The following is a 26,093-nucleotide window of genomic DNA, read 5'->3' as shown; positions in this document are numbered from 1 at the left end:
TCCGTACGCCTGCGCACGCGCCCGTACCGGCCCGCCGGCACCCGCACAATCCTCCCTGGGAGGCCCGGTGAAGTTTCGTCGACGGGCGCCCGCGCGGCGGACGATTCCGGTGTCCGAGTCCGAACAGCTGCTGTTCGGCGGCGCGTTGCGCTACGACATGTCCTTCACCGATCATGAACAACCACTGCTTCGCGTGTCGTTCTGGGCGATGGCGCGGCAACTGCCGAGCATGGTCGCGGTGGTCACGCGCGCCGCCTGGTCGGTGGATCGGCCCGCGGTGCTCGCGCTGCTCGTGGCCGAGATCGGTCAGGGGCTCGCGGCCGGGCTGGGGCTGCTCGCCACCAATCGCGCGCTGGTGGCGTTGTTCGCCGACGTGCCGACCACCGATCGTTTGCGTGACGCCGCGCCGGCCCTGCTGTTCATCATGGTCGTCACCGCCCTGTCCGCACTGCTCGCGGCGGTCTCGGTGGGTGCGACCAGCCGGCTCGAACCGCAGGTCGAGCGGGTCTGTACGGCCCGCTACTACCGGCTCGCCGCCCGAGTGGAACTCCAGGCGTTCGAGGAGGCGCGCTTCCATCGCATGCTGGACGCGGGCCGGTTCGGCACCGACTCGGTGCGGCGCATGATCGGCGCCTCGGTCGCGGTGATCAACGCGCTGGTCGGCCTGGTCGCCACCGGCAGCGTGTTGACCCTGTTGAATCCGCTCCTGCTGCCGTTGTTGTTCCTGGTCGCGGCCCCCAAGGGCTGGGGAGCGGTCCGATCCGCGCGCCGCCAACACGAATCCGTGCACGCCTGGCTGGAGCACCGGCGTGCGATCGAGATCCTCGGGCAGAGCCTGATCGATCCGGCGCCGGCGGCCGAGGTGCGGGCGCACCGGGCGGGTCGGCTGGTGCTGGACGCGTTCGAGGACATGTCCGCGACGATGGAGACCGAGCACCGCCGACTCGCGCACGCCAAGGGCCTGACCCAGGCGACCGCGTCCGCGATGTCCGGAGTCGGCGCGCTGCTGGTGTATGCGGCGTTGTGGCTGCTGCTCACCGAGGGCGGCATGCCGCTGGCCGCGGGCGGTACCGCGGTGATCGCGATCCGTACCTGTACCAGCGGCCTCACCGCGCTGGTCATGCAGGTCAACCGGCTGTACGAGGAGTCCCTGTACCTGCGCGACCTGGAGGATGCCTGCGCCGAGTCGGAGCGGCGGGCGATCCCGACCGGCGGACTTCCGCTGCCGCATGTGGTGGACGAGGTGCGGCTGGATCACGTCTCGTACCGTTACCCCGGCAACGACACGCCGGCGCTGGACCGGGTCAGTCTGCGTATCCCGGCGGGCAAGGTGGTCGCGCTGGTCGGCGAGAACGGCTCGGGCAAGACCACGCTGTCCAAGCTGGTCGCCGGGCTGCTGCTGCCCAGTGAGGGCACGCTGAGCTGGGGCGGCGTGGACGTTCGCGACGCCGATCGGGACCGGATCTTCGACCGGGTGGCGGTCCTCGGGCAGGACTTCCCGCGCTGGGCGATGACCGCGCGGGCGAACGTGTTCATCGGCCGTCCGGACCGTCCGCTCGACCAGGCCCGGGTGGAGGGGGCGGTCGATCGGGCCGATGCGAGCGACCTGGTAGGCGCGTTGCCGCACGGTTGGGACACGCTGATCGTCAAGGGCTACCAACGCGGTTCGCAGATCTCCGGTGGCCAGTGGCAGAAGATCGGCAACGCCCGGACCCGGTACCGCGGCGCGCCGTTCGTGATCGTCGACGAGCCGACCTCCGCGCTTGATCCGGAGGCGGAGATCGCCGCGTTCGCCGCGCTGCGGTCGATGACCGAGGACGGGACGACGGTGCTGCTGATCACCCATCGGCTGGCCGCGACCGCCACCGCCGACCTCATCTACGTGCTGGAGGGCGGGCGGTTGATCGAACAGGGTGACCACGACGGCCTGATGGCGCTCGACGCGGGTCGGTATCGGGCCATGTACACGGCCCAGGCGGCGCAGTACGGCATCCGCTCGGAGCCGGCCGTGTCGCCCATTCCGCATGCGCGGACGGCAGGGGTGGAGAGTTGACGCCGACCGGGTCGAACGGCCTCGCTCGACACCCGCGGGAGCCGGCGATCGGCCCGCGTCGGCGTGTTCGGCACCCGGCCGGCGGGTGTTCCGGCTGGTGTCGCCGGCGGGACTCGGAGGGCTGTCGCCCGGCGACCGTCCTGGTCGGCGTCGCCGCACTGTCCCACCCGGACATGCCGATCGAGATCGAGGGCCTGGCGGTCCGCTGAACGGCGCTCCGGGCGCGTTCGGCACGAGGGGCAACCCCCGTGCCGAACGCGGCCGATCACGAAGACGGCCGCTACGGCCGGGTCACCTCGATGGCGCGGAGATTGCGCAGCCGGCCGTCGCCGGCGTCGAACCGGGGCTTGTGAAACGACTTGTACAACATCTGTACGACCGATCAATGCCCGCCGACCCACCGGACGCCGGGCCGGCGGGTGCGCTCGCGCCGGCCCGGCCCGGTCCGTTGGCCGTCAGCCGTCGGCCGTCAGCTGTGCAGGGCGACTGCCTCCTCCAAGGCGGGGATGCCGTCGCGGGCGCGGCCGACGGCGGCCAGGAGGAGGGCGTGGTCGGTGAGCGCGCGGGCCAACAGGGGCTTGGCCATGGCCGGTTCGGCGATCGCGAGCGAGCGGGCGTGGTCGACGGCCTTGGCGTACGCGGGCAGGAGCAGGCGGGCGGCGGCCGTGCGGGACATCGGCGCGAAGGTCGCCCGGACGTTGAGTCGGCGTTCGAGCACGAGGCGCTGTGCGGGCGTGGTGGTCGGTGCGTCGAGCGCGGCGCGGAGCGCGGGTTCGGCCTCGGTGTGCCGGATCAGGCGGGTCGGCGACCAGTGGTCGGACGTGGTGGCGTGCGCGATGTCGTCCGGTTCGTCGGCCGCGCCGAGAACCGCGAGGTGGTGGGCGAGCAGGTCGTGCCGCAGGCCCCGGGTGGGGCTGTGCGCGGCGCGCGTGCGATACGCCTCGACCGCGCGTGCCAGCACCGTCCTGCTCTCGGCCGGGCGATTCGCGGCGGCGAGCAGGTGCGCGCCGTACAGCAGGATCGGGACTTGGCGGTCGTCGTGGGTCGTCTCCAGGAGCGGCCGGTACGCGTCGGCCGCGTCGGCGAATAGGCCGCGGGTGGCGAGCCGGCCCGCCTGCGCGGTGATGTACCAGTGTCGGTCGGCGTTGGGAAAGTAGCCTCGGCCGAGGCCGTCGGTGACCGCGACCGCCTCGGCGAACAGCGGTTCGGCCTCGTCGTCGCGGCCGTCCTCGACCAGTGCGACGGCGACTTCGAGGAGCGCCTCGGCCAGGGACCACCGACCGCCGGAGCCGGCAGCGGTACGGGCACCGGCGCGGGCCAGGGTGAGGATTTCGTGTCGTACGGCGAGCGCCTCGGCCCGTCGGTCGTAGCGGTACAGCGCCCACTGGTAGGTGGCCAGGATGCCTCGCAACACCGCGTCCCGGTCCCGGTGTTCGGCCGGGTCCAGACCGCGGCACAGCCGGATCGCCTCGGTCAACCGGCCGAGCGTGAGGCCCATGTCGGCCCCGTGGCGCGCGAAGACGCGCCCGGTCGTGTGCAGCGCCACGGCCAACCGCCGGGCGTAGTGCTCGGGTCCGTCGACCTCCCCCAGGACGCGATAGATCCCGACCAGTCGTTCCGCCGACACCCGGTCGACGTCGAACAGCATGACTCGCGCGCGAGCCACGACATCGGCATTCGCCACATGCACCCCTGTCTCTGTTTCCACCCCGCCGCACCGAATGGCACGACGCCGACACGAGCCCCGGATTCGGGCCCACGCGTGCTCGGGAACCACCGGACTCCCCCGGTGGCTCGAATCGGCATGTCATGGACGACATCCGACGCCGCGTCCCGTCCCGGCGGCTCGTTGTCGCGGAACCGTACAGCGCACGATGCTCCTTCAGAGTGTGTGCGAATTGGCTTAGGGTGAGGGCGTATCAACCCCGGGCCGGATGGGCCGGGCAGGCCGGACCGGCCCCGGTGCCGCGGGTTCGGGTGGGTCGAGGGCCCGACGGGCACGACCAAGGTTGGTCCATCCTTCGCCCCGGGACCGCAAAAAGGGCCTGCGACCCGGTGCTTGCATGGCGAGATGCATCGCGGGATGCATGGCGACCCGCACGGGGACATGGCACGGAAGTCGCAACACGGGCTGTGACGCGCGGGGTTGGACCCGTCATGGCAATGCGCATGGACGAACAGGCGTGCGACGAACCGATGTTCCGCGACCGCAGCCCGCCGCAGGCCGGGGTCGACGCCCGATATACCACCAACGGGTCGGGCTGGGACGGAAATCGTGGTATCTGACGCGATCCGCTGCCGATCCTGGTGAGGTACGGGCCATCAGGTCGCGTGCGCCGACGCGACGGGAGGACATCCGGCCCTCCCGGGGCCATCTGGCGACCTGCGGAGGCTGTTCTGATGAGAAAGACGTCCTGGTATCTCGGCGCCGCCGCCACATTGCTCGTCGCGACGAGCGCGGTGACCCGGTTCGTCGTGCTGCCCGGCGTGCACCAGGTGCCCGACGACGCCGACTTCACGATGCACTTCGCCGGCGGCATGACCCTGTTGGACGCACAGGCGTTGCAGGCGGGCAACCTGCCCGGGGCCATCGTGCGCGACCTGCCGGTCACCGTGGACCGGCATGTGCGTGCGGTGCACACGTCCGGGACGACCGTCGTACTGAACGACCGCACCGTGGTGTCCGGCCCGCAGAAGCAGGCGCTCACCACGGTCGAGAAGCGGTGGTCGGTGGACCGCAAGACCCTGCTCGACCGGCCGATCCCCAAGGGCGTGGCGGCCGAACCGCATCGGGGCCTGACCGCGGGCTTCCCATTGGAGCCCGAGAAGAAGAACTATCCGTACTGGGATTCGCCGACGCAGACCACCATCCCGGCCACGTACGTGCGGACCGAGCGCCGCGCGGGCCGCGAGACGTACGTCTTCTCGATTCGTACCAGCGGCCCGCTGGCCGACCCGGGGTCGCTGCGGACGCTGCCGCCGGCCATGCCGCGAGCGGCGGTGCAGGGCCTGGCCGGGGTCGCCTTCCCGGGTCGCCCCCTGGAACTGGCCGGGCAGGCCGATCCGGTCCCACTGGCCTACACCGCGACCACCGACCTCACCGGCTGGGTCGACACCGAGACCGGGGTGACCGTGGACCTGGAGTCCACCCAGGGCGTCACCGCGACCGCCGTGTCGGCCTCCGGCGCGCAGGCCGAGGTCTTCCCGGTGTTGTCGCTGAAGATGACCACGACACCGGCCTCGCGCGCGGAGTTGGCCGACACCGCCGCCGACGGCGCCCAGGCGCTCTGGCTGCTCGGCGTGGTGGCACCGCTGGTCGCGCTCCTGCTCGGCCTGGCCCTGCTCGGCCTGGCCGGCTATCTGGAACACCGGTCCCGTCGAGGCCGCTCCGACGCGACACTGCCCGGCCCGCGGTCCGAGGCCACGTCGGATGCGGCCTCCGCCGCGGGTCCGCCCCCGGCCGCCGCACCCGCGTCGGGCGCCGCAACCGGATCGGGTTCCGGGTCCGGGTCGGGATCCGGGTCCGGGTCGGGATCCGGGTCCGAACCCGGGTCGGGGTCGGGGTCCGATTCGGAATCCGGTTCCGCATCGCGTGCCGGTTCCGCCGATTCCGACTCGGAGACCAACGCGCCGACCACCGGCTAGCGCGCACCCGGTCCGCCGGTGGCATCGAGACCCACGACGTCATCGGCATCCGACGCCCGGCTCGGAGTTTCCCGAAACTCCGGTGCCGGGCCTTTCCATGCCGCGCACCCGGTCGGCCCCGCCAGGCCGTGTCCGGCGGATCTTGGTGGGGCCTAGCACATTTCATGGCGGTTTCATCGGCGCGACCGCTCTGCCATGATCGCCGGCACCCGATCGAGGGGATGTGGAGGCGTGTCGGCGGAATACCCGAAACCGGCGAAACAGGCGGAAGACGCCATGTCGGTGGAATCGACCGGACCGATCGAGGCGGCAGTGCCGTTCGGGGCCGGGTCGGTCTCGCTGCGGATCTATCCGCACGACGGGCTCGACGCCTCGGGCGTGGCCGCGGAGGCGATCGAACAGGCCGTACTGGCTGCGACCCACGGGTTCGACGGCGTGATGACCAGTGAGCACCACGGCGGTTTCGCCGGCTACCTGCCCAATCCGCTCCAGGTGGCCGGCTGGATGCTGGACCGGATGCCGTCCGGGTGGGCCGCCGCGGCGCCCGTGCTGTTGCCGTTGCGGCCGACCGCGCTGCTCGCCGAGGAGGTGGCCTGGCTGGCCGCCCTGCATCCCGGCCGGGTGGGCATCGGGGTCGCGATCGGCGGGCTGGAGCTGGATTTCCGGGTCATGGGGCTCGACTTCGCGGCTCGGGCCGCCGGGTTCCGGGTGGCGCTGCCCCGGTTGGCCGCGCTGCTGCGCGGCGCGGAGTTGGGCGAACTGGCCGGTGACCGGGCCCTGTTCGAGTGTGCCGCACGACCGGTGCCGGTGGTGAGCGCGGCGATGAGTCCGGGCGCGGTGCGGCGGGCGGCACAGGTCGGTGCCGGGATCCTCTTCGACGGCGGCTCCGAGGCCACTCGACTCCGCGAACTGACGGATCGTTACCTCGACGCCGGAGGCGTGGGCCCGCGCGTGCTGATCCGCCGGGTGTGGCTCGGCGACCCACCCCGCGAGGCGTTCGAGCGGCAGTTGCAGGTGTATCGCGGCTACTCCCCCGCGGCAGCACTGCGTCACTGGCGCGGCACGGGGTTCGTCTGCCACTCCGACCCCACGGCGCTGGCCGACGAACTCGCGGCGCTGCGTGCGGAGATCGGCGCCACGTGTCTCAACCTGCGGATCCACGTGCCCGGCGTATCCGTCGAGGCGGCCCGCGAGCAGATCGCCGCCCTCGGCCGGGAGGTACTGCCACGGTTGCGGACCACCGCCACCTCCCAACGCACACGTGACACCGAAGCCGGCACCGGCACCGGCACCGGCACCAGCACCAGCACCAGCACTGGCACTGGCACGGAAGCGGAAACGGCAGCGGCACGCGGCGGCGTCGAAGTCGATCCGCCCGGCGCGGCCGGCGCACGTGTGGTGCCCGGCGCGGCCCACCCACGCCCGGTGCGCGATCCGGTGCCCGGTAACGACACGAACACACAGGGAGCACAGCGGTGATAGCCGAACGCATGAGGTTGACCGGCCGAACGGTGATCGTCTCCGGCGCCGGTGGCGGCGGGATCGGCACGACCTGCGCACGCGGGCTGCTCGAAGCCGGGGCCACCGTGCTGGGCGTGGATCGCGACGCCGAGCGACTGGCCGCGATAGAGAGCGAGTTGGCCGAGCCGACCGGCCTGGGCGGGCCGGCCGGCACGCTGCTGACGGCGTGTGCGGACGTGTCCACCGCCGACGGCGTCGCGACCGTGGTGGAGCGGGCCACCGCCGCGCCGGGCGAGTTGTACGGACTGGTCAACGTCGTCGGCGGCAGCCTGTTGCCACACTGGGCGCCCGCGCTCGACTTCGACCGCGAACAGTGGGACCGCTCCCTGGATCTGAACCTGCATCACGTGATGTGGCTGTCCCAGGCCGTGGCCCGGCACCTGGTCGCCCACGAGGCGCCCGGCTCGATCGTGACCATCAATTCCACCGGCGGCGTGGTCGCGGCGCCCTACCACGTGGGCTACGGCACGGCGAAGGCCGCGGTGCTCGGGCTGACCCGGACGCTGGCCCTGGAGTGGGGCCGCTACGGGATCCGGGTCAACGGCGTCGCGGCCGGCTCGATCACCACGCCGCGGGCGACCGCCGCCGCACAGGATCCGGCGCTCGCGGGCCGCGGCGTACCGCTGCGCCGGCGGGGGACGCCGGCCGACGTGGCGGCGGCCGTACTGTTCCTGATCTCCGACCTGTCCGCGTACACGACCGGCGCGGTGATCCCGGTCGAGGGCGGCGCCCTGCACCGGCTCGGCCTGTTCGACGAGGACAACGTCCCGGTACATGTGAGCAATCCGCAGATCCTGGCCCGGATCCACGGGGACTGAGGGCCCCCGCCGGCACGTCGGCCGTGTCCGCGGGCATCCCGCAACCTCCGGACGTCACGGGCCCGCCCGCGGATGTCACGGGCCCGCCCGGCCCACGGCCGTCCCGGAGTCCACTTCCGGGCCGACGCGGCCCCGGCCGTACCCCGAGCGCGGCGGCGTCCCGGCGGACCCGCATTGGACCGATGGCATACCCACACCCCACGATGGCGCCATGGAAGCCGACCTCGTCACCACCGCGACCGACCCCACCTTCGCCGACGTCGTGGCCGCCCGCGCGTTCCTCGACGGCCACCTTCCGCCGACCCCGATGTGGTCGTATCCCGCCCTCGACGCGGCCACCGGTGCGCACATATTCGTCAAGCACGAGAACGTGCAGCCGGTCGGCGCCTTCAAGATCCGGGGCGGGCTGACCCTGTTGGCCGGCCTGAGCCCGGCGGAGCGGGCCCGGGGTCTGGTCACCTACTCGACGGGCAACCACGCGCAGTCGATCGCCTACGCGTGTGCCGCGTTCGACGCGTCGTGCACGGTGGTGATGCCGGCCGAGGCGAACCCGGCGAAGGTACGGGCGGTGCGTGCGCTCGGCGCCGAGGTACTGCTGCACGGCGCGGACATGGCCGGCGCACAGGCGCGGGCCGAGGCGTACGCGGCTGCCGAGGGCCGGCTCCTGGTCAGCCCCGGCGACACCGCCGCACTGGTGGCCGGGGTCGGCACGACGTACCTGGAGATCCTCACCGCCGAGCCCGACCTGGACGCGGTGCTGGTCCCGGTGGGCAGTGGTACCGGAGCCGCCGGTGCGGTGCTGGTCGCCGCCGAACTCGCGCCGAGCTGCCGGGTGATCGCCGTGCAGTCGACCGCCGCGCCGGCCGCGCACGACTCGTGACGGGCCGGCGCATGCGTCACGCGCGCCAACACCACGGTGGTGGACGGCTTGGCCACCGGCCGGGGGTTCGAGCTCCCGCAGCGCGTGCTGCGGTCCGGGCTCGCCGACTTCCTGCTGGTCTCGGACGCCGACATCGCGCACGCACAGCGCCTGCTCGCGACGCACGCACACACGCTCGCCGAGGGCGCGGGCGCCGCCGCGCTGGCCGCCGTACTGGCCCACCCGAGCGAGTTCACGGGCCGGCGGATCGCCGTCGTGTGCTCGGGCGGCAACGCCTCCCCGGCCGAGATCGCGGCGCTGGGGCGGGACGGGGGCTGACGCCGTTCCGGCGTTCCGGCGTCCGGTCTGCGGCCTCCGGTCTCCGGTCTGCGGTCTGCGGTCTGCGGTCTGCGGTCGTGGAGCGGAGCCCGAGCCGGGTCCGGGTCCCGAGTCCGACCCCCCGGATCCGGATTCGGATACCCCCGCGCGGCCCGCCCGCGTCGTGCCGTTCGCCGACAGCCGCCACCGTGCGCCGATGCCCGCCATACTGGGGAGTCATCGGATCTCTGGAGGGTCAGCGGCGTGGCGGTCACAGACGAGGCCATCGACAAGATCAAGGGCATGATCGTGTCCGGGGAGCTGCAACCGGGCGAGAAGCTGCCCAAGGAAGCCGACCTGGCCGCCAGGCTCGGGCTGTCCCGGAATTCGCTGCGCGAGGCGGTCAAGGCGCTGTCGCTGATCCGGATCCTGGATGTGCGCCAGGGCGACGGTACCTACGTGACCAGCCTGGAGCCGACACTGCTGCTCGGCGCGATCTCGTTCGTGGTCGACTTCCACCACGACAAGAGCGTGCTCGACTTCCTCCAGGTCCGGCGGATCCTGGAGCCGGCGGCCACCGCGCTGGCCGCCGAGCTGGTCGACGCCGAGGGCATCGCGACGCTGCGCGCGCTGGCCGATCCGCCGAGTCCGGATGCCGGGCACGACGCGCTGATCGAGCAGGACCTGCGCTTCCATCACCAGATCGCCGTGTTCGGCGGCAATCAGGTGTTGTGCTCGCTGCTGGAGACTCTCTCCGGCCCGACCATGCGGGCGCGGACCTGGCGCGGTCTGACCGAGGACGACTCGTGGCAGCGCACGATCCGCGAGCACCACGCGATCGTGGACGCGCTGGAGAGCCGGGACGCGAGCGCGGCACACGCGTGGTCGACGGTACACATCAGCGGCGTCGAGCAGTGGCTGCGGCGAATGACCTGAGTCCAACCGGGCGTTCGGAAATACGGCTGCGCGGATGCCGAGGACGGGACCTGGCGGCAACCCACACGGTGACGAGCGACATACCGAGCGGATACGGCAGGGAGTCGAAGGCCGTTGGTTGCCCATCCCGGCCGAACCGGCAAGGATCGAACACGATATCGATCCACAGCGGAGGTTGTTGTGAAGGTCCTCGTGGTCGGCGCCACCGGCGTCCTGGGTACGGCGGTCACCGAGCTGTTGTCCGCACGGCACGACGTGGTCACCGCCTCCCGGAGCGGGAAGACCGATGTCGCGGTGGACATCACCGACCCCGACTCGGTGGCGGCGATGTACGCGCAGGTCGGCCGGGTGGACGCGGTCGCGTGTGCGGCCGGTGGTGTGCCGTTCAAGACGATCGGCGACCTGACGCACGCCGAGGTCAAGAGCGCGGCGCTGGACAAGCTGCTCGGTCAGGTCGAACTGGTCCGGGGCGGACTGGACTTCGTCACGGACAACGGTTCGTTCACGTTGATCACCGGCATCCTGTCCGGCGAGGCGATCCCGACCGGGTCGATGGCCTCGATGGCCAACGGCGGCATCGACGCGTTCGTGCGCGGCGTCGCGATCGAACTGCCGCGCGGGTTGCGGATCAACTCGGTCAGCCCGACCGTGTTCACCGAGTCGTTGGAGGCATACGACTCGTTCTTCCCGGGCTTCCCGCCGGTCGACGTCGCAACGGCCGCGATGGCGTACCGCCGCTCGATCGAGGGCGGCCAGACCGGTCAAAACTTCCGCGTGGGCTGGTAGCCGGGGTCAACGGCCGCCCGGGGCCGCTGTGTTGCGACGGGCCCCGACTCGCCGTGCCGACCCGTCCGCCCGGGCACGGACCCGTTCGCCGTCGACCGGGCGCCGGTGCGGACCCGGATCGCCGCCGCGATCCGGTCCGCGTCCGGTCTTTCGGTCGCCCGGTCGCCCGGTCGCCCGGTCGTCCGGTCTTTCGGTCGTTCGGTGCGGGTCCACGTCCGGGAGGCGGTTGCCCTCGGGTGACCGCGGATGGGGTTCGGGCGTGGGTCGGCCGCCGGCCGACCGGGCCGTTCAGACCTCGGTCGAACCCTGCTTGGGACCCCACAGGTCCAGCGCCGCGTAGGCCGGCTGCCACTCGTCCCGGTATGCCTGGCGCAGCGGTTCGGGCAGCCGGCCGAGCACCGTCGCGGCGACGTCCTCGCTCGCGCCGTCCAGGTACCACGGCACGTACATGGGGCTGTCGTTGCCGACCCGGATGGCGTGTTCGGCGCCGAAGCGCTGGAGCAGTTCCGGCGTGGCGTGCCGGTCGATGATCGCGAGGGCCTCGTCCTCCTCGTGCCTGAGGTGTCCGCCCAGGCCACCGACCAGGCGCTCGACGATCCCGGCCAGCCGTTCCGGGCCGGATTCACGGTCGGCCAGTGCCGCGTCCACGGCGTTCAGTCCGGGGTCGACGATGGCGTGTTCGGCCTCCATCGCCTCGATCACGGCCAATTCGTCCGGGAGGTCCTGGACCGCCAACCGGATCGCGGGCCACAGCACGTCGTCCTCGGCGCCGTGGTGCACGTGCAGGTAGCGCTTGAACAGTTCCCAGCCGAGCGCCGCCTGGAGGACCTGACGCGGGTCGTCGGTCGCCTCGGCGGTGATCCTGGCGATCTGCGCCAGCTCCCGACGAAGCGCGTCGTGGAACGCGTACATCATCGACATGTCGTTCTTGAAGGTCTTGCCGGTCATGGTGTGCTCCGATTTCGCGTTCTGCCGACCTCGGCTGCGACGCGGTGTGTCCCCGGCCCGCGGTGGCGCTGCCACCGGGTGTCGGTACCGGTCCGCTCGGCTCGTTGTCGTCGGCTCGTCCTCGGCGGCTCGCTGCCGCCCGACACACCAATGACGGATCCCGGCCCGCGAATGTGACCGATCCGCGCCCACGACTTTCCCGCCGCCCGATCTCGCCCGGCCACGCCGGCGTTGCATCACACGGAGGCGGCGACGGCCCTGGGGCCTGTCTTCAATCCGCCGTCGGGCTCCGCGACGCGGGATCGAAGACAGGCTCCGGAGCGGTCGAACCGGCCGTTGTCCGCCCGATCGGACATCATGGGGGCATGAACACGCATCGGCCACGAGGCACCTGCGGCGTGTGCGGTCGCCGCGTCGCGGTGACCGAGACGCACGCGGTCTGGCGCCACGACGACCCCGGTCACGCGCGCGCCGACGACGCACCGATCTCCTGCCGAGGCTCATGGACACCGGCCGCCGAGGCGACCGGCCGCGCCGACGGCCCGGTGCAACTGGACCTGCTCGGCCTCGGCGGACCGCGGGACGGGGAGGGCGCCGTGCCGGACGGCGGCAGGCCGGACGAGGGCCACGGCGCGGTCCGGCCCGAGGACCCGGACGACGACCCGGAAGCGGCCTTCGCCGACGCGCCCGACCCGCTGTTCGCCGGTTCGGCCCCCGCGCCGGCCGGCGGCTCATTCGCCCGCTGAGCCGCGCCGATCGGCCACCACCGCCCGGGCGGTGGTCAGCAGTTCCACGATCGTGCCGGTGAAGTCCGCGACCAGCCGCAGCGCCACGATCCACGCGTCGGCGTCGGTGCCCAGGAATTCGTCGACCAGCGCGCCCGCCTCGGCCCTGGGCGCGCCCGAGGCCCACCACTCGGGTGAGGTGCGGTCGTCGGTGCCGGCCAGGATCGACAACACCGCCGGGGCGGGGCGGGCATACCGCATCAGGTCGGCGCCGGAGAGTCGGCCGTTCACCAACGCCTCGTGCAGCCACACCCGTTCCTCCCGACCGTGGCCCGGCAGGCCCCGGGCGAGCAGGGCGACCAGCAGCTCGTACGGGCAGTCCGGGGCTTCGGCGAGCCGGATGTGCAGCCGGTCCGGCAGCGCGGCGACCCGGTGCGAGCGGAGCAACTCCGCCCACGGGATGGCGCCGCCGTCGGCGAGGACGGCGTCGACCCGCTCGCGCTGTTCGCGGTCGTCGCCGTCCCGCAGGAACGCCACGACGTGTTCGGGGTCCTCCTCGGCGGCCAGCCGCGCGCCGAGCACGGCCAGGCCGTCCCGTCGCCCGAGGGCGTCCTCGATCAGTTCGCGTGTGTCGGCGGGAAATTGTGCCTCGGTCAGCAACCGGCGGACCTCGGCCGGCCCGTGTCGTGTCCACACCCCGACGACCACCCTCAACCGGCCGGCCTCGGTGCGCAGCGGCAGCCGATTGACCACGACCCGGGCCACCTCGGGATCGCCGGAGGTCATCCCCGCGGTGAGCCACCCGGCGCAGCGGCTCGACTCGGTGTCCCACAGCAGGTCGATGAGCGGACCGGGAACCGGGCCTCGGGTGCCGTCGCGGCGAACTCCCGCCAGCAGCCGGGCACGTTCGGTGTCGGGCAGCAGCGAGCCGGCGAACAGCCGTGCGTCCACGTGCGGATCGTCCAGATCGAGGAGCGCGTCCACCTCGGCGGCGGTCAGATCGCCCCTGGCGGCCCGCCGGACCGGGTCCTCGGCGCCGGCCCGGTCGGGCAGGGTCGGGGCCACGGGTCCGGCGAAGGCGGGCATCGGGAGCGCCGGCGCGGCGGTCGGCCTCGGCCGTCTGTCGCGCGTCCCGCTCCGCTCGCCCTCCTCGTACGCGGCGATCAACGCGAGATTGCCCGAGGCCGGTATCGCGGCGGCCAACCCTGTCGGCACGGTGGCCATCCGGCGCAGCGCCGGCGCGAGTTCGAGGCCGAGCCGCTGCACCAGGACGGGTACGAGGGCCGGGTCGGCCAGGGTGAAGACGGCCCTGACCACGGACGGGTCGATGGTGTTCACGGGGTCCTTCCGGTGCGGTGGGTGGACGGCGCGTCGAGCGGCCCGCGTCGGAGCCACCCGGGCGTTCGGCGGATCCAGCCGGGCATCCGGCGTATCTGCCCGGGCGACCGTCGGAGCCACCCGGGCATCCGGCGTACCTGCCCGGGGCGTCCGTCGGCCCGGTGACGATACCGGGGCGGTCAGACCCGGTCCCGCAGCGCCGCGAGCGTGGCGGCGAGCACGTCGGGGTTGCGCGTGTGGTAGCCGAGTTCGCCGGACGCGTACGGGAGATGGGCGATGTAGGCGTCTGCCGCCTGCTCGGGTGTGCAGTGCTGCGGACCGACCACCTCTCGGATGATCACGATGTTCTCGGCCAGGCTCAACTGGCGGCCGATGAGCCAAGCGACCAGTGCGGGCATGCCGCTGCGAGCCGCCTCCCGGCGTGCCTCGGGGAGCAGTCGGTCCAACCAGCGCAGCCGCCAGGCGTAGCCGTCGCCGGCGGCGTCTGCTGCGGCGCGCTCCTCGGCGAAGACCGGTTCCAGCGCGGTGAGCAGGCGGCCCATGAGCACCTCGGCGGTGCCGTCGACGTCCGGGTATTCCTTGACGAACTCGTCCCAGTCGATTTCCTGCCCGCCGAACGCGGCGGCGGAGACGCATCGTCCGGCCCAGCGCGGTTCACCGGCGACCAGGGTCCGATGCAGCAGTTCGGCCCGCAGCGACGTCGACTCGGCCAACAGCACCGCGTCGTAGAGGTCCTTGCCCTGCGGATAGGAGTCGGAGAGCAGCCAGAGCAGTTTCCAGGCCAGCGACTGCTCGGCGGTGGCGGCCAGGATGCGGTGCGCGCCGGAGCCGTCGTGGCGTGGCACGTCGGTGTACTCGGCCGCCGAGGGCAGCGACTCGTTGAAGACGAAGTCGAGTTGCACGATCCCGGACGGCAGCCCGTGCGCACGCCACGGCAACACCAGGCGCCGTCCGGGCACCCGGTCGTAGGTCCAGATCTCGTCGTCCACCGCGCCGGCTGCGTCGATCCGCACATCGCCGGCCGCATCCGAGTGGGCCTGCGCGCCGCGGGCGATGTCGGCGAACATCCGGTCGGTGCGCGGTTCGACCAGATCCCAGGTGACGGGCACCACGACGAAGTCGAGGTCGCCGGGCTCGCGGGCGGCCGGACCGTACCAGGCGCGGAGCAGCATGCTGCCGCGCAGCACCAGATGTTCGGTCCACGGCGATTCGGCCAGCGCCGCCAGCACGTGGTCGACGGCCTGTCGGCGCGCGGTGTGCCAGCGCTCGGCGACGCCGGGCGAGGCGAACTGCGGTTCGCCGGCCCGCATCGCGCTGCCGTACTGCTTCAACGCCGGGTCGAAGACCGGTCGTTGGCGCACGCCGGGATCGGCCACGGCCACCAGCGTTCGGGGCAACTGGCGCTGCTCCCGGGTCGGTTCGTCCAATGGCTCGGATGGCAGCGCCTCGTCGTCCCACGGCCCCCATCCCAAGGTCCGCCAGGTCTTGCGCTCGCCGCTGTCGGTCATGGCCGTTCCCCCATTTCGTCGTAGCCGTGCTCGGGCCGGCGCCATCGTGTCACCGCCGGTTGCCGAAGTCCCGTCGTCTCAGGCCGGATCGGGCCGATCGGCGGCGGCCAGGTCCTTCGCGTACCAGATCTCGGCGTACGGGCCGCTGTTGTACGCCGGCACCTCGACGTAGCCCGTCCTGGTGTACAGCGTGCGAGCCTCGATCAGGTCCAGGCGGGTGTCCAGCATGATCCGGCCCACTCCGAGGGCGCGGGCGGCGTCGTCGACGGCGGCCATCAGGAGCCGGCCGCCGCCGGTGCCGCGCAGGTCGGGTCGTACGAACACGCGGGTCAGTTCCGCCGTGTGCTCGTCCCGCAGCAGCAGGCCCGCGCACGCGGCCGGCTCGGTACCGTACCTACCGATCAGGAAGAGGCCCTGCGGCGGCGCGAGATGGTCGCTCGGCGCGGCGGCCAGGCCCTCCTCGATCTCGGTCGGGGTCGAGTCCCGGCCCTCGTGCAGCCGGTAGTAGCGGTCGCTGACCTCGACGAAGTACGCGCGCAGCAGTGCGAGTGCCTCGGGCGAATCGACCGCACTCGGGGCAATCGTCCAGGTCTGCGTGCTGTGGGTGGCGCTGGGCATGGGAAAAGTGTTCCGCACCCGTCAAACCGTTTGCCGGGCGGGGAGGCGGCCGGGGTCCGGCGGGCGGGAGCGGGCCTCGCCTTCCGGCGGCGGGGGCGGGGTGGCGTGGGGCGATGGGCGGTGGGCGGCGTGGGGCAGCGGGGCCGATCTGGGGCGCGGCGGGGTGGTGTGGGACGGGGCGAGGCTGCGGTGCGGGGCGGTGGGCGCGGGGCGGGGCGGCGCGGCCCGTCGCTGCCGCGCCGCCGTATCCTCACCAGCTCTCGGCCAGCGGCTTGCCCTCCGCGTAACCGGCCGAGCTCTGGATGCCCAGCACGGCGCGTTCGTGGAACTCGGCCAGCGTGCGTGCGCCGGTGTAGGTGCACGCGCTGCGCACCCCGGCGCCGATCGAGTCCAGCAGGTCCTCGACGCCGGGCCGGTTCGGGTCCAGGTACATCCGCGAGGACGAGATGCCCTCCTCGAACAGCGATTTGCGGGCCCGGTCGAAGGCGGATTCGGTGGCGGTGCGCAGCCGGACCGCGCGTGCCGACGCCATGCCGAAGCTCTCCTTGTACAGCCGGCCCTCGCCGTCGCGATACGCGTCGCCGGGTGATTCGTAGGTGGCCGCGAACCACGACCCGACCATCACGTTCGAGGCACCGGCCGCCAGGGCGAGCGCGACGTCGCGCGGGTGCCGCACCCCGCCGTCGGCCCAGACGTGCCGGCCCAACCGGCGCGCCTCGGCCGCGCACTCGGCGACCGCGGAGAACTGCGGACGCCCGACGCCGGTCATCATCCGGGTGGTGCACATCGCACCGGGGCCGACGCCGACCTTGACGATGTCCGCGCCCGCCTCGATCAGATCGCGCACGCCCTGCACGGTGACCACGTTGCCCGCCACGACCGGTACGGGCGGGTCGAGCGCCCGGACCGCGCGCAGCGCCTTGATCATCTGCTCCTGGTGGCCGTGCGCGGTGTCCAGGACCAGCGTGTCCACGCCCGCCTCGATCAGACCCTTCGCCTTGTGCGCGACTTCGTTGGTGATGCCGATCGCGGCGGCCACGCGCAGCCGACCGGCCGCGTCCACGGCGGGCGTGTACAGAGTCGAGCGCAGTGCGCCGGTGCGGGTCAGCACGGCGACCAGACGGCCGTCCGGGTCCACGATCGGCGCGAGCTTGTGCCGGCCCTCGTAGAGCCGGTCGAACGCCTCGCGCGGGTCGACGCCGTCCGGCAGGGTGAGCAGTTCGGTCGTCATCACCCGCGCGAGTTGGGCGAACCGGTCCACGCCCAGGCAGTCGGCCTCGGCCACGATGCCGACCGGACGCCCGGCCTCGGTCACCACCACCGCGCCGTGGGCGCGCTTGGGCAGCAGGTTCAGCGCCTCGCCGACGGTGTCGGTCGGGGCCATCGTGATCGGGGTGTCGTAGACGAGGTGGCGGCGTTTGACCCAGGAGGTCACCTCGGCGACCACGTCGACCGGGATGTCCTGCGGGATGACCGCGAGGCCGCCGCGGCGGGCGATGGTCTCCGCCATCCGACGCCCGGCCACGGCGGTCATGTTGGCCACCACCACCGGGATGGTGGTGCCCGTGCCGTCGGAGGTGGTCAGGTCCACGTCGAGGCGCGAACCCACGCCGGAGCGCGACGGTACGAGGAAGACGTCACTGTAGGTGAGGTCGTGCGGCGGTACCTGGTCGTGGAGGAATCTCATGTGCCGGTACGTACCCAGCCGGCCGGGCTATCGATCTTCCCGGCCGGGCGGGGGAGTTGGGGCGGGGCGGGGCGGGGGTCCGGTCGGGGTGGGGGTCCGGTCGGCGGGGTTCGGGACGGTGGGTCGGGGCGAGTCGGGTCGGGGCGACCTGGGCCGGGGCGGCTGGGCGAGTTGGTGGGGGCTGCTGGGCGAGTTGGTGGGGGTGGCCGGGTCGGGGCGACCGGGTCCGGGACGGTGGGGCGAGTCGGGCCGGGGCGGCCGGGTCCGGGGGCGGCGGGCCCGGCCGGGTACCGGCGGTCAGCTTGCGAGCACCGTCAGGTCGAGCCGGCTCAGGCGTTGCGGGTCGGCCAGGATGTCGATGGTGACGATCCGGCGCTGCACGATCGTGAAGGCCAGCACCGACATCGGCTGTCCCGCGGCGACCGAGACGATCCCGGCCGTGCCGTTGACGAGCGCGGGTCGGGCCACCGCGGCGAGCCGCGCGAAGGTGAGCGCCCGTCCGGCCACCTGCGCCGCACCTCGAACCACGCCGCTCGGGCGCAGCGCACCGCCGTCTGCTCGGGCCACCACGTCCGGGTCGAGCACCGCGACGAGCGCGTCGAAGTCGCCACCGCGGGCTGCGGTCAGGAACGCGTCGACCACCTCGCGCTGCACGGCGAGGTCACCGTCGGGGGACGGCGCGGCGCCCTGGACCCGGCGGCGCGCGCGGCTGGCGAGTTGCCGGGCCGCGGCCGGCGTACGGTCCACGATCGGCGCGATCTCGTCGAACGGCACCGCGAACAGGTCGTGCAGGACGAAGGCCAGCCGCTCGGCGGGCGCGAGCGTCTCCAGCACCACCAGGAGCGCCAGGCCGACCGAGTCGGCCAGGAGTACCGCGTGCTCGGGGTCGGCGTCGGGCATGCCGGAGACGATCGGGTCGGGGATGTGCACCTGGGCGTCCAGGGGCTCCTCGCCGCGGGAGCGGCGCGAGCGCAGCATGTCCAGGCAGACCCGGCCGACCACCGTGGTCAACCAGCCGGCCAGGTTGTCCACCTCGTCCGGGTCGGAGCGGCTGAGTTTGAGCCAGGTCTCCTGGAGTGCGTCGTCCGCCTCGGTCAGCGAGCCGAGCATCCGGTAGGCCACGGCGAGCAGGTGGCTGCGGTGCGCCTCGAAGCGTTCCGCCAGAAAGTCGTGCTCGGTCATCGGCGGCGTGCGGTGCTCGTTCGTAGGCGTAGTGCGGTGCTCGGTCATCGGCGGCGTGCGGTGCTCGTTCGTAGGCGTAGTGCGGTGCTCGGTCATCGGCGGCGTGCGGTGCTCGTTTGTGGGCGTCGTCTGGTGCTCGGTCATCGGCGTCGTCCCGTCTTCTGGTCGCGTCTCGGTTGTTCTCGGCGCGGTTCTGGTTCCTTGACGCGGGGGGCGGCGGCGATGTGACAGGCGGCGGAAGTGGGCCGCGGCGGCGGTGGGCCGCGGCGGTGACCGCGGTGGCGGGCGGGCGGCCGGGTCGGGGAAATCGGTTCGGTCCACCTGTCACATTCGTCCGCCGGGATCCGTCAATGCGGTGGCGAACGAGCCCCGGCCGCTGCGACCGGGGGCGGAACCGGTGCGGAGGGTACGACCCGCCGGTTCGGCAGCCACCCGGGCACCACGCTCGGCCCAGTGGTGTTCGGCGGCCGTCCGGCGATGCCGGGGGCCGCTCTCGAACAGCCAACGAAGCCGAACGAAGCCGCACACCGCATGAAGCCCCAACACCGAACGAACGCCGAACACGAGCAAACACGAGCGAACACGAGCGAACTCCGTGCACCGCAACCGCAACCGCAACCGCAACCGTGAACGCGACAGCGACCGCGACCGCGACCGGTCAGGTGCCCGGCTGCCGCTCGCCCGATTCCGCATGGCTTAGGAGATTTGTGATGTCTGCCACCGACTCGGCCCCGAGCCGATCAGGACCCGGTGCCCACACCGGGGCGATCCTGGCGTTCCTGTGCCTGGGCCAGTTCATGGTGTTCCTCGACGTGTCGATCGTGAACCTGGCACTGCCGTCGATCAAGGACGGCCTGGACATGTCCGAGGTCAGCCAGAACTACATCGTCACCGCGTACGGCACCGTGCTCGGCGGCTTCCTCCTGCTCGGCGGGCGACTCGCGGACACGTTCGGGCGTCGCCGCCTGCTCCAGGCCGGTTTCGTGGTGTTCGCGCTGGCCTCACTGGCCTCCGGTCTCGCGCAGAACGGCACGATGCTGATCACCGCGCGCGGCTTCCAGGGTCTCGGCTCGTCGATGATCGCGCCGGCCGCGCTGTCCATCCTGACCAACACCTTCGCCGAGGGTGCGGAACGCAACAAGGCGCTGGGCATCTGGGGTTCGCTGGCCGGAATCGCGTCGATCCTGGGTGTGATCCTGGGCGGTGTACTGGCCGACGGGCCTGGGTGGGAGTGGATCTTCTGGATCAACGTGCCGATCGGCCTGGGCGTGGCCGTACTCGCACCGCGCGTGTTGCCGGAAAGCGTGGCCGAGGAGCGCGGCCGACCGTTCGACCTGGCGGGTGCGATCACCTTGACCAGTGGGCTGCTGCTGCTCATCTTCACCCTGGGCGAGGCCACCACGGTCGGCTGGGCCACCACCCGCACCATCGTGAGCCTGTGCTGCGTCTTCGTCCTGTTGACCGCCTTCGTGGTGATCGAGGCGCGCGCGGCGTCGCCGATCCTGCCGCTGCGGGTCTTCCGCTTGGCCACGATGCGCACCGCGAACCTCTCCGCGATCCTGGTGTTCGGCATGTTCGGCGCGATGTTCTTCTTCGCGAGCCTGTTCATGCAGCAGGTGTACGGCTATTCACCGCTGCGGGCGGGCTTCGCGTACGTACCGCTCGCCGTGTGTGTGGCCATCGGCGCCGGCGTCGCGTCGGGGCTGATCACCAAGATGGCCGCCCGACCGGTGCTCATCGCGGGCCTGGCGATCACCACCGTGGGGCTGTTGCTGCTGTGGCGCGCGCCGGTCGACGGCAGCTACCCGGTGGACGTACTCCCTGCGTTCATCGCGCTCGGCCTCGGCTGCGGCATGTGCTTCGTGACCCTTCAGATCGCCGCGTTCGTCGGGATCGGCGAGGAGGAGGCGGGCATGGGCGCGGGCCTGATCAACACCAGCCAGGAGGCGGGCGGCGCGCTCGGCCTGGCGGTGGTGGCGACCATCGCGTACAGCGGCTTCGCCGGCGACATGGCCGCAGCCGGAGGCAACGGGCACCGGATCCGCGAGGCGCAACTGGCGGTCAACCACGACGCGTTCCTGTCCGCCGCGTGCCTGGGCGCGGTCGCGCTGCTGTTCGCGGTGTGGCTGATGCCCAAGGGCCAGGGCTCGATGAGCTCCACCGAGGCGGTGGCGAACGCCGGTACGGGGGCGGTGGGTTCGGGGCAGGTGGGTTCGGGACGGGTCGGTACGCCGGAGATCCGGCTCGACCTCGGGTCGGCGGGGGCGGACGGCGCGGATGGGTCGCGGGCGGCGGGGACGGCGCAGGTCGCGCCGGCCTCGAAGAAGTAGGAAGTACGAAGCAGGACATAGGCCGCGCGGCCGATGTCGGCGGGCGGAGCGCCGCCCCGGATCGGTTCCGGGGCGGCGTCGCGCGTCCAAGTCCGCGTTCGGTGCTCGGCGGGGCTCGCGGGGGTGCGCCTGGCCGTCGAGTCCGCGTCACGGTACTAGCATCGACCCATGACTATTCGTAGCGCGACAGCTCAGTGGCAGGGCACCATCCTCGAGGGTGCCGGCACCATCCGCACCGGTAAGGGCGGTCTGGAGGGGGCCTATTCGTTCAAGTCCCGGTTCGAGGAGGGTGAGGGCACCAACCCCGAGGAACTGATCGGCGCGGCGCTCGCAGGGTGCTTCTCGATGGCCCTGGCCAAGGGCCTGGGCGACGCCGGTTTCCCGGCGACGTCGGTGGACACCACGGCCAAGGTGCACCTGGACAAGGTCGAGGGCGCCCCCACGGTGACCCGGATCGACCTGGAGACCGCCGTCGTGGCCGCCGGCATCGACGAGTCGGAGTTCCTCAAGATCGCCGACGTCACGAAGCAGAACTGCCCCATCTCCCGGCTGCTTTCCCCGGGCGCCGAGATCACCCTGACGGTGTCGCTGGGCTGACCCGCCCCGACCCGGTACGGACGGCCGGGGTCGGCCTGATACGTCCGGTACGGACGGCCGGGCGGCCCGGTACGTCCGGTACAAGATGGCCGAGGCGGCCGAGACGGCCCGGCACGGACAGCCGAGGGCGTCGGTGATCGCGCGGTTCGCGCCGCGACCGCATCCGTACACCGACGCCGACGCCCTCGACGTCGCCGCCCGAGTGGCGCTTCGCCGTCGCTCTCGGAGGGGCCGACGGGTTCGGGCGGGCGATTACGCTGACCCGATGGACTACCTGGCTCGGATCATCGCCTCGCTGCGCACGCAACCGCCGCGCTGGGAGCGGATCGAGGCGCCGGCCGCCTGGGCCAGAGCCGTCCGCCCCGGCACGGAGACGGCGTTCCATGTGGTGCTGCGCGGCAACGTAACGCTGACCTCGGCCACCGGCGCACGTCTGGAGCCGGACCCGGGAGACGTGGTGCTGGTGACCGGCGACCATCACCTCGTGTCCGGGCTCGACACGGGAACCTCCGGGCAGTTGCCGGCAGTCCCGGCGACGGAGTTCCGCAACGTCCCGCACCCCCGGCCCCCGGTAGCGCGGTCGGACGAGCCTTCGGGCAGCCTGACGGAGAGCGACCGGGACCCGGTACCGATGCTGCTGCTCAGTGGCACGTTCCGGCTCGACGCGCCGGGCGGACTCTCACCGACGATGGACCTCCCCGAGACGATTCACCTGGCAGACGGCCCGAACCAGGACGCCTCCGTACGGGCCCTGGTGGACCTGCTGCGCCAAGAGGAGACAGAGCCCGCGCTCGGCAATGGCTCCCCCGGAGCGGGGGAGCCACACCCGGTCACCGATGCGCTGCTGGACGCCCTGCTGGTCTGCCTCCTGCGCTGGTGGCATCGGCAGCACGGCGCCCGCCCCACATGGGACATGAGCGTGCCCGACCCCGCCATCGGCCGGGTGTTGTGCGCGATGCACCACAACCCCGAGCAGCCGTGGACGGTCGAGCGGCTCGGCGCGGTGGCCGACCTGCCCCGCTCCACCTTCGCCCGGCGCTTCACCGAGTCGGTCGGCCGCCCCCCACTGAGCCACCTGACACTGGTTCGGATGAACGCCGCCGCAACGCTGCTCCGTGACACCGACGCGCCCCTGAGCACGGTCGCACAACACGTCGGCTACGCCTCGGAATTCGCCTTCTCAACAGCCTTCAAACGAGCATACGGAATCGCCCCAACCACCTACCGCCAAAAGCCAACCACGAGGGCCGCCTGACCCCTGCCCCGGCCAGGGGCGGTCAGCCTGGGGCCGCTCGGCCGGAAACGGCCGGCCTGGAACGGCCGGCCGGTGGCGGTCGGCTGGTGGCGGTCGGCTGGGGCGGCCAGTCGAGGACGGCCAGCCCGTAGCGACCGGTCGGAACGGCCAGTCGGGCGGCCGGCCAGTCGGGTGGCCGGGGACGGTCAGCCGGGAGCGCAGCCGGTGGCGGTCGGCCAGAAACGGCCAGCCGGTAGCAATCGGACGGGAGCACCAGTTCAGGGACGACCACTCGGGGACGACCGCTCGGGGACAGCCAGCCAGGAACCACCACTCGGGGACAGCCGGCCGGTCAGGGACCGCCAAACGGTAGCTGCCAGCCAGGAACTGTCCAACGGGAACAGTCCGCCGTTAGTGATCGGCCGGGACCGCCAGTTCAGGGACCACCACTCGGGGACGACCTATCAGGGACGCCCAGCCAGGGACGGTCGGCTGGAGTAGCCGGTCGGGAACGCCGAGCCAGTAGCGGCCGATCAGGGACCGCCAAACGGTAGCTGCCGGCCAGGAACTGTCCGACGGGAACTGTCCGACGGGAACAGTCAGCCGGTAGCAGTCGGCCGGGACCACCAGTTCAGGGACCACCACTCGGGGACGGCCTGTCGGGGACGACCAGTCAGGGACGGTCGGCTGGAGTAGCGGGTCGGAAACGCCGAGCCAGTAGGGGTCGGCCAGGGACCGCCAAACGGTAGCTGCCAGTCAGGAACTGTCCGACGGGAACGGTCAGCCGGTAGTAGTCGGCCAGGACAGCCAGCCAGCCAGAGACGGCCCGTCGGAAGGGTCCGCCAGGGACGGTCGACTGGGGCGGCCCCAGCCGGGAGCGGTCAACCAAAAGCGGTCGGCCAGGACCGCCGGACGCAGATCGCCAGACGAAGACGGCCAAACGGCCAAACGGCCAGACGGGCCCGTCGGCCGGAGACGGCCCGTCGGAAACGTCGGCGAAACCGGCTCGCCCGGCGCGGGCGCCGCCGGCAACATGAGCGGATGCGTGTGGGCGTGATCGGGCTGAGGATGGGGCTGCATCTGGCGACATGGTCGCGCCGGGTGGGGCTGGACGTGGTGGCCGCGTGCGATCGTGATCCGAAGCAACGTGCCGAAGCCCGGGGGCGATTGCCGGGCGTCGCGCTCACCGATCGATGGCAGGATCTGCTCGACCGGCGCCTGGACGCGGTGATCCTGGCCAACGACTTCGACGCACACGCACCGCTCGCGGTGGCGTTCCTGAACCAGGGAGTGCACGTGTTGTCCGAGTCGGCGGCGTGCGTGACCGAGGAGGAGGGTCGCCGACTCGTCGACGCGGCCGAACGCTCCACCGCCACCTATTCGTTCGCGGAAAACTATGTCCTGCATCCGCATGTGCGGCTGCTGCACCGGGTGGTCGAGGCGGGCGAGGTGGGCCGGATCAGCCTGATCGAAGCCGACTACCTACACGGGATGTCCCCCACCGCGGTGGCCGAACTGATCGGCGATCCCGGACATTGGCGCGGCCGGATCGCGCCGACCGCGTATTGCACCCATACCCTCTCCCCCGTGCTCGCGCTCACCGGCGAATGGCCGGTCGAGGTCACGGCGTTCGCCGCGGACGAGCGCGACCCCCGAGCCGCGGTGGTACTGGTGGTGCGGCTGTCCGGCGGCGCGTTGGCGGTCACCCGGCACGGCTTTCTCCAGGGCGAACCGGACAGCCACTGGAGTTGGATCTCCGTACGCGGCACCCGAGCCTTCGCGGAGTCCGTGCGCGGACCGGGCCCGCGGGCCTGGTCGGTGCGGGTCCGTACCGAGGGGTGGGCCGCCCCGGACGGCCGGCCTCGAGACGAGGAACGCGTCCCGCCCGCCCTCTCGCTCGACGGCGCCACCGTGGAACGCGCCGCCGAGGGCACGGTCCTGCTGCTCCAAGGCTTCCGGGCCACGGTCGAGCAAGGAGCGCCGCCGCTGATCCCGGTGCGCCCGGCCGTGGCCGCCTCGCTAGTCGGCGTCGCGGGAGCACAGTCGTTGCGGACCGGCTCGCAACCGGTACCGGTACCCAACTTCGCCGCCCCACCGAGCGGGCGCTAACCCCATCGGCAAGCACCGACCTGAGCGATGGGCGCCGATCCCATCGAGAACACTGATCTCGTCCGCGAACATCGATCGCACCTGCGGACACCAATCCCGTGGAGAGCACCGTTCACGTCAGCGAGCACCGAACGCGTTTGCGGACACCGATCTCGCCAGCGGACACCAATTGCATCTGCGAGCGCCAATCTCGCAGAGAGCAGCGATCTCGTGGAGCGCCGATCGCACCCGCGAGCACTGATCCGCCGAGTGGGCACCGATCTCTTCAAGGAGCACTGATCTCATCCCGAAGCACCGATCATACGGAGAGCACCGATCTCATCAGCGGACACCGATCTCGTCCGCGAGCACCAGCTTCGTACAGAGCACCGATCTCGTCAGCAGACACCGATCTCATCCGCAAGAACCAACTTCGTGCAGAGCACCGATCACAGTTCGGCACCCATGCACCGAAGCGGGCACCGATCTCCTCAGTGAGCACTGATCTCAGCCGCGAGCACCGATCTCGCCGGAGAGCGCCGATGCCCCCAGCAAACGCCGGAGGGTCCCACGAGCACCGCACACGTCGGTGAACGTCGATCTCGCCAGCGAGCACCGACCTGAAAAGGGCACCGATTGCGTGCCATCCCCGAGCAGCGATCTCGCCCGAGAGCACCCGATATCGCCCGAGAGCACCGATCTGATGGAGATCAAGAGCACTGATCTCATGTGGAGATTACCGATGCTCCCAGCAAGCACCGGACGCGTCCCACGAGCGCCACTCACGTCGGTGAACGCCGATCTCGCCAGCGGACACCGATCTCTTCAGTGAGCACCGACCTTGTAGAGAGCACCGATCGTGTCTGCGAACTCAAATGCTTCAGGGGCATTGATCTCTTCCG

19 protein-coding genes and 2 pseudogenes are annotated in these 26,093 nt (G+C 72.2%); 14 read left to right on the top strand and 7 right to left on the bottom strand.

Annotated elements, in window-relative coordinates:
• Positions 1-109: 109 nt before the first annotated feature.
• On the top strand, positions 110-2,053 hold the full coding sequence (locus ACZOOI_RS38690; RefSeq protein ID WP_465281492.1) for an ABC transporter ATP-binding protein: 1,944 nt from the start codon (positions 110-112) through the stop codon (positions 2,051-2,053).
• A 469-nt stretch (positions 2,054-2,522) separates the two neighbouring features.
• On the opposite strand, the gene ACZOOI_RS38685 is transcribed toward ACZOOI_RS38690, so the two are convergent.
• Positions 2,523-3,719, bottom strand: a complete 1,197-nt coding sequence (locus tag ACZOOI_RS38685; protein WP_465281491.1) for a hypothetical protein — start codon at positions 3,717-3,719, stop codon at positions 2,523-2,525.
• Positions 3,720-4,210: 491 nt separating this feature from the next.
• Here ACZOOI_RS38685 and ACZOOI_RS38680 point away from each other — a divergent pair, with 491 nt between their 5' ends.
• From ACZOOI_RS38680 to ACZOOI_RS38645, 8 genes and pseudogenes are all read left to right on the top strand, one after another.
• The gene (locus ACZOOI_RS38680) at positions 4,211-4,339 is read left to right on the top strand and encodes a hypothetical protein (RefSeq protein WP_465281490.1); all 129 of its coding nucleotides are present in this window, start codon (positions 4,211-4,213) and stop codon (positions 4,337-4,339) included.
• 114 nt (positions 4,340-4,453) lie between these two features.
• Positions 4,454-5,698 (top strand): porin PorA family protein, encoded by a 1,245-nt coding sequence (locus tag ACZOOI_RS38675; RefSeq protein WP_465281489.1) that lies wholly within the window; start codon positions 4,454-4,456, stop codon positions 5,696-5,698.
• Between the two features lie 276 nt (positions 5,699-5,974).
• Positions 5,975-7,177 carry an LLM class flavin-dependent oxidoreductase gene (locus ACZOOI_RS38670; RefSeq protein WP_465281488.1) on the top strand — a complete coding sequence of 401 codons (1,203 nt, stop codon included), beginning with the start codon at positions 5,975-5,977 and terminating at the stop codon, positions 7,175-7,177.
• Between the two features lie 11 nt (positions 7,178-7,188).
• A complete protein-coding gene (locus ACZOOI_RS38665; RefSeq protein ID WP_465281487.1) occupies positions 7,189-8,037 on the top strand; it encodes an SDR family NAD(P)-dependent oxidoreductase in 849 nt (282 codons plus the stop codon).
• A 211-nt stretch (positions 8,038-8,248) separates the two neighbouring features.
• Positions 8,249-9,235, top strand: a pseudogene (locus tag ACZOOI_RS38660) (threonine ammonia-lyase).
• 243 nt (positions 9,236-9,478) lie between these two features.
• A pseudogene (locus ACZOOI_RS38655) lies at positions 9,479-9,803 on the top strand (FadR/GntR family transcriptional regulator); the annotation flags it as partial.
• Complete coding sequence (locus tag ACZOOI_RS38650) at positions 9,776-10,150, top strand: FadR/GntR family transcriptional regulator (protein ID WP_396012137.1); 375 nt, start codon at positions 9,776-9,778, stop codon at positions 10,148-10,150. The pseudogene ACZOOI_RS38655 and the gene ACZOOI_RS38650, both read left to right, overlap by 28 nt.
• 180 nt (positions 10,151-10,330) lie before the next feature.
• Positions 10,331-10,936: a short chain dehydrogenase gene (locus ACZOOI_RS38645; protein ID WP_465281486.1), complete on the top strand. Its 606-nt coding sequence runs from the start codon at positions 10,331-10,333 to the stop codon at positions 10,934-10,936.
• A gap of 288 nt (positions 10,937-11,224) precedes the next feature.
• Here ACZOOI_RS38645 and ACZOOI_RS38640 read toward each other — a convergent pair whose 3' ends face one another.
• Positions 11,225-11,884 (bottom strand): hemerythrin domain-containing protein, encoded by a 660-nt coding sequence (locus tag ACZOOI_RS38640; protein WP_465281485.1) that lies wholly within the window; start codon positions 11,882-11,884, stop codon positions 11,225-11,227.
• A gap of 365 nt (positions 11,885-12,249) precedes the next feature.
• Between ACZOOI_RS38640 and ACZOOI_RS38635 the strand changes: the two genes are divergently transcribed.
• Positions 12,250-12,630, top strand: coding sequence for a hypothetical protein (locus ACZOOI_RS38635; protein ID WP_465281484.1), 381 nt, complete (start codon positions 12,250-12,252; stop codon positions 12,628-12,630).
• On the opposite strand, the gene ACZOOI_RS38630 is transcribed toward ACZOOI_RS38635, so the two are convergent.
• From ACZOOI_RS38630 to ACZOOI_RS38610, 5 genes are all read right to left on the bottom strand, one after another.
• The gene (locus ACZOOI_RS38630) at positions 12,616-13,947 is read right to left on the bottom strand and encodes a hypothetical protein (RefSeq protein ID WP_465281483.1); all 1,332 of its coding nucleotides are present in this window, start codon (positions 13,945-13,947) and stop codon (positions 12,616-12,618) included. The two genes, ACZOOI_RS38635 and ACZOOI_RS38630, sit on opposite strands and share 15 nt — an antisense overlap.
• A gap of 179 nt (positions 13,948-14,126) precedes the next feature.
• Entirely contained in the window at positions 14,127-15,455 is a 1,329-nt protein-coding gene (locus tag ACZOOI_RS38625; RefSeq protein ID WP_465281482.1) for a nucleotidyl transferase AbiEii/AbiGii toxin family protein, read from the bottom strand.
• A gap of 78 nt (positions 15,456-15,533) precedes the next feature.
• A complete protein-coding gene (locus ACZOOI_RS38620; protein ID WP_465281481.1) occupies positions 15,534-16,073 on the bottom strand; it encodes a GNAT family N-acetyltransferase in 540 nt (179 codons plus the stop codon).
• 250 nt (positions 16,074-16,323) lie between these two features.
• Positions 16,324-17,760, bottom strand: a complete 1,437-nt coding sequence (locus tag ACZOOI_RS38615; protein ID WP_465281480.1) for a GuaB1 family IMP dehydrogenase-related protein — start codon at positions 17,758-17,760, stop codon at positions 16,324-16,326.
• A gap of 297 nt (positions 17,761-18,057) precedes the next feature.
• On the bottom strand, positions 18,058-18,942 hold the full coding sequence (locus tag ACZOOI_RS38610) for a sigma-70 family RNA polymerase sigma factor (RefSeq protein ID WP_465284133.1): 885 nt from the start codon (positions 18,940-18,942) through the stop codon (positions 18,058-18,060).
• A gap of 710 nt (positions 18,943-19,652) precedes the next feature.
• On the opposite strand from ACZOOI_RS38610, the gene ACZOOI_RS38605 reads away from it, so the two are divergent.
• From ACZOOI_RS38605 to ACZOOI_RS38590, 4 genes are all read left to right on the top strand, one after another.
• Positions 19,653-21,272 carry an MFS transporter gene (locus ACZOOI_RS38605; RefSeq protein WP_465281479.1) on the top strand — a complete coding sequence of 540 codons (1,620 nt, stop codon included), beginning with the start codon at positions 19,653-19,655 and terminating at the stop codon, positions 21,270-21,272.
• 168 nt (positions 21,273-21,440) lie between these two features.
• Complete coding sequence (locus ACZOOI_RS38600; protein ID WP_465281478.1) at positions 21,441-21,869, top strand: OsmC family peroxiredoxin; 429 nt, start codon at positions 21,441-21,443, stop codon at positions 21,867-21,869.
• A gap of 265 nt (positions 21,870-22,134) precedes the next feature.
• Positions 22,135-23,124, top strand: a complete 990-nt coding sequence (locus ACZOOI_RS38595; RefSeq protein WP_465281477.1) for an AraC family transcriptional regulator — start codon at positions 22,135-22,137, stop codon at positions 23,122-23,124.
• 1,020 nt (positions 23,125-24,144) lie between these two features.
• Positions 24,145-25,212 carry a Gfo/Idh/MocA family protein gene (locus ACZOOI_RS38590; RefSeq protein ID WP_465281476.1) on the top strand — a complete coding sequence of 356 codons (1,068 nt, stop codon included), beginning with the start codon at positions 24,145-24,147 and terminating at the stop codon, positions 25,210-25,212.
• Positions 25,213-26,093 lie beyond the last annotated feature (881 nt).

The sequence above is a fragment of the Embleya sp. L77 genome (assembly GCF_055557415.1).
The sequence above is the reverse complement of the archived record's forward strand: the minus strand, read 5'-3'. Positions and strand labels throughout refer to the sequence as shown.

Coding starts and splice junctions, on each gene's coding strand:
- ACZOOI_RS38680 (WP_465281490.1), top strand. CDS start 4,211: ATGGCAATGCGCATGGACGAACAGGCGTGCGACGAACCGATGTTCCGC.
- ACZOOI_RS38675 (WP_465281489.1), top strand. CDS start 4,454: ATGAGAAAGACGTCCTGGTATCTCGGCGCCGCCGCCACATTGCTCGTC.
- ACZOOI_RS38670 (WP_465281488.1), top strand. CDS start 5,975: ATGTCGGTGGAATCGACCGGACCGATCGAGGCGGCAGTGCCGTTCGGG.
- ACZOOI_RS38665 (WP_465281487.1), top strand. CDS start 7,189: ATGAGGTTGACCGGCCGAACGGTGATCGTCTCCGGCGCCGGTGGCGGC.
- ACZOOI_RS38640 (WP_465281485.1), bottom strand. CDS start 11,884: ATGACCGGCAAGACCTTCAAGAACGACATGTCGATGATGTACGCGTTC.
- ACZOOI_RS38635 (WP_465281484.1), top strand. CDS start 12,250: ATGAACACGCATCGGCCACGAGGCACCTGCGGCGTGTGCGGTCGCCGC.
- ACZOOI_RS38625 (WP_465281482.1), bottom strand. CDS start 15,455: ATGACCGACAGCGGCGAGCGCAAGACCTGGCGGACCTTGGGATGGGGG.
- ACZOOI_RS38620 (WP_465281481.1), bottom strand. CDS start 16,073: ATGCCCAGCGCCACCCACAGCACGCAGACCTGGACGATTGCCCCGAGT.
- ACZOOI_RS38615 (WP_465281480.1), bottom strand. CDS start 17,760: ATGAGATTCCTCCACGACCAGGTACCGCCGCACGACCTCACCTACAGT.
- ACZOOI_RS38610 (WP_465284133.1), bottom strand. CDS start 18,942: ATGACCGAGCACGACTTTCTGGCGGAACGCTTCGAGGCGCACCGCAGC.
- ACZOOI_RS38605 (WP_465281479.1), top strand. CDS start 19,653: ATGTCTGCCACCGACTCGGCCCCGAGCCGATCAGGACCCGGTGCCCAC.
- ACZOOI_RS38600 (WP_465281478.1), top strand. CDS start 21,441: ATGACTATTCGTAGCGCGACAGCTCAGTGGCAGGGCACCATCCTCGAG.
- ACZOOI_RS38595 (WP_465281477.1), top strand. CDS start 22,135: ATGGACTACCTGGCTCGGATCATCGCCTCGCTGCGCACGCAACCGCCG.
- ACZOOI_RS38590 (WP_465281476.1), top strand. CDS start 24,145: ATGCGTGTGGGCGTGATCGGGCTGAGGATGGGGCTGCATCTGGCGACA.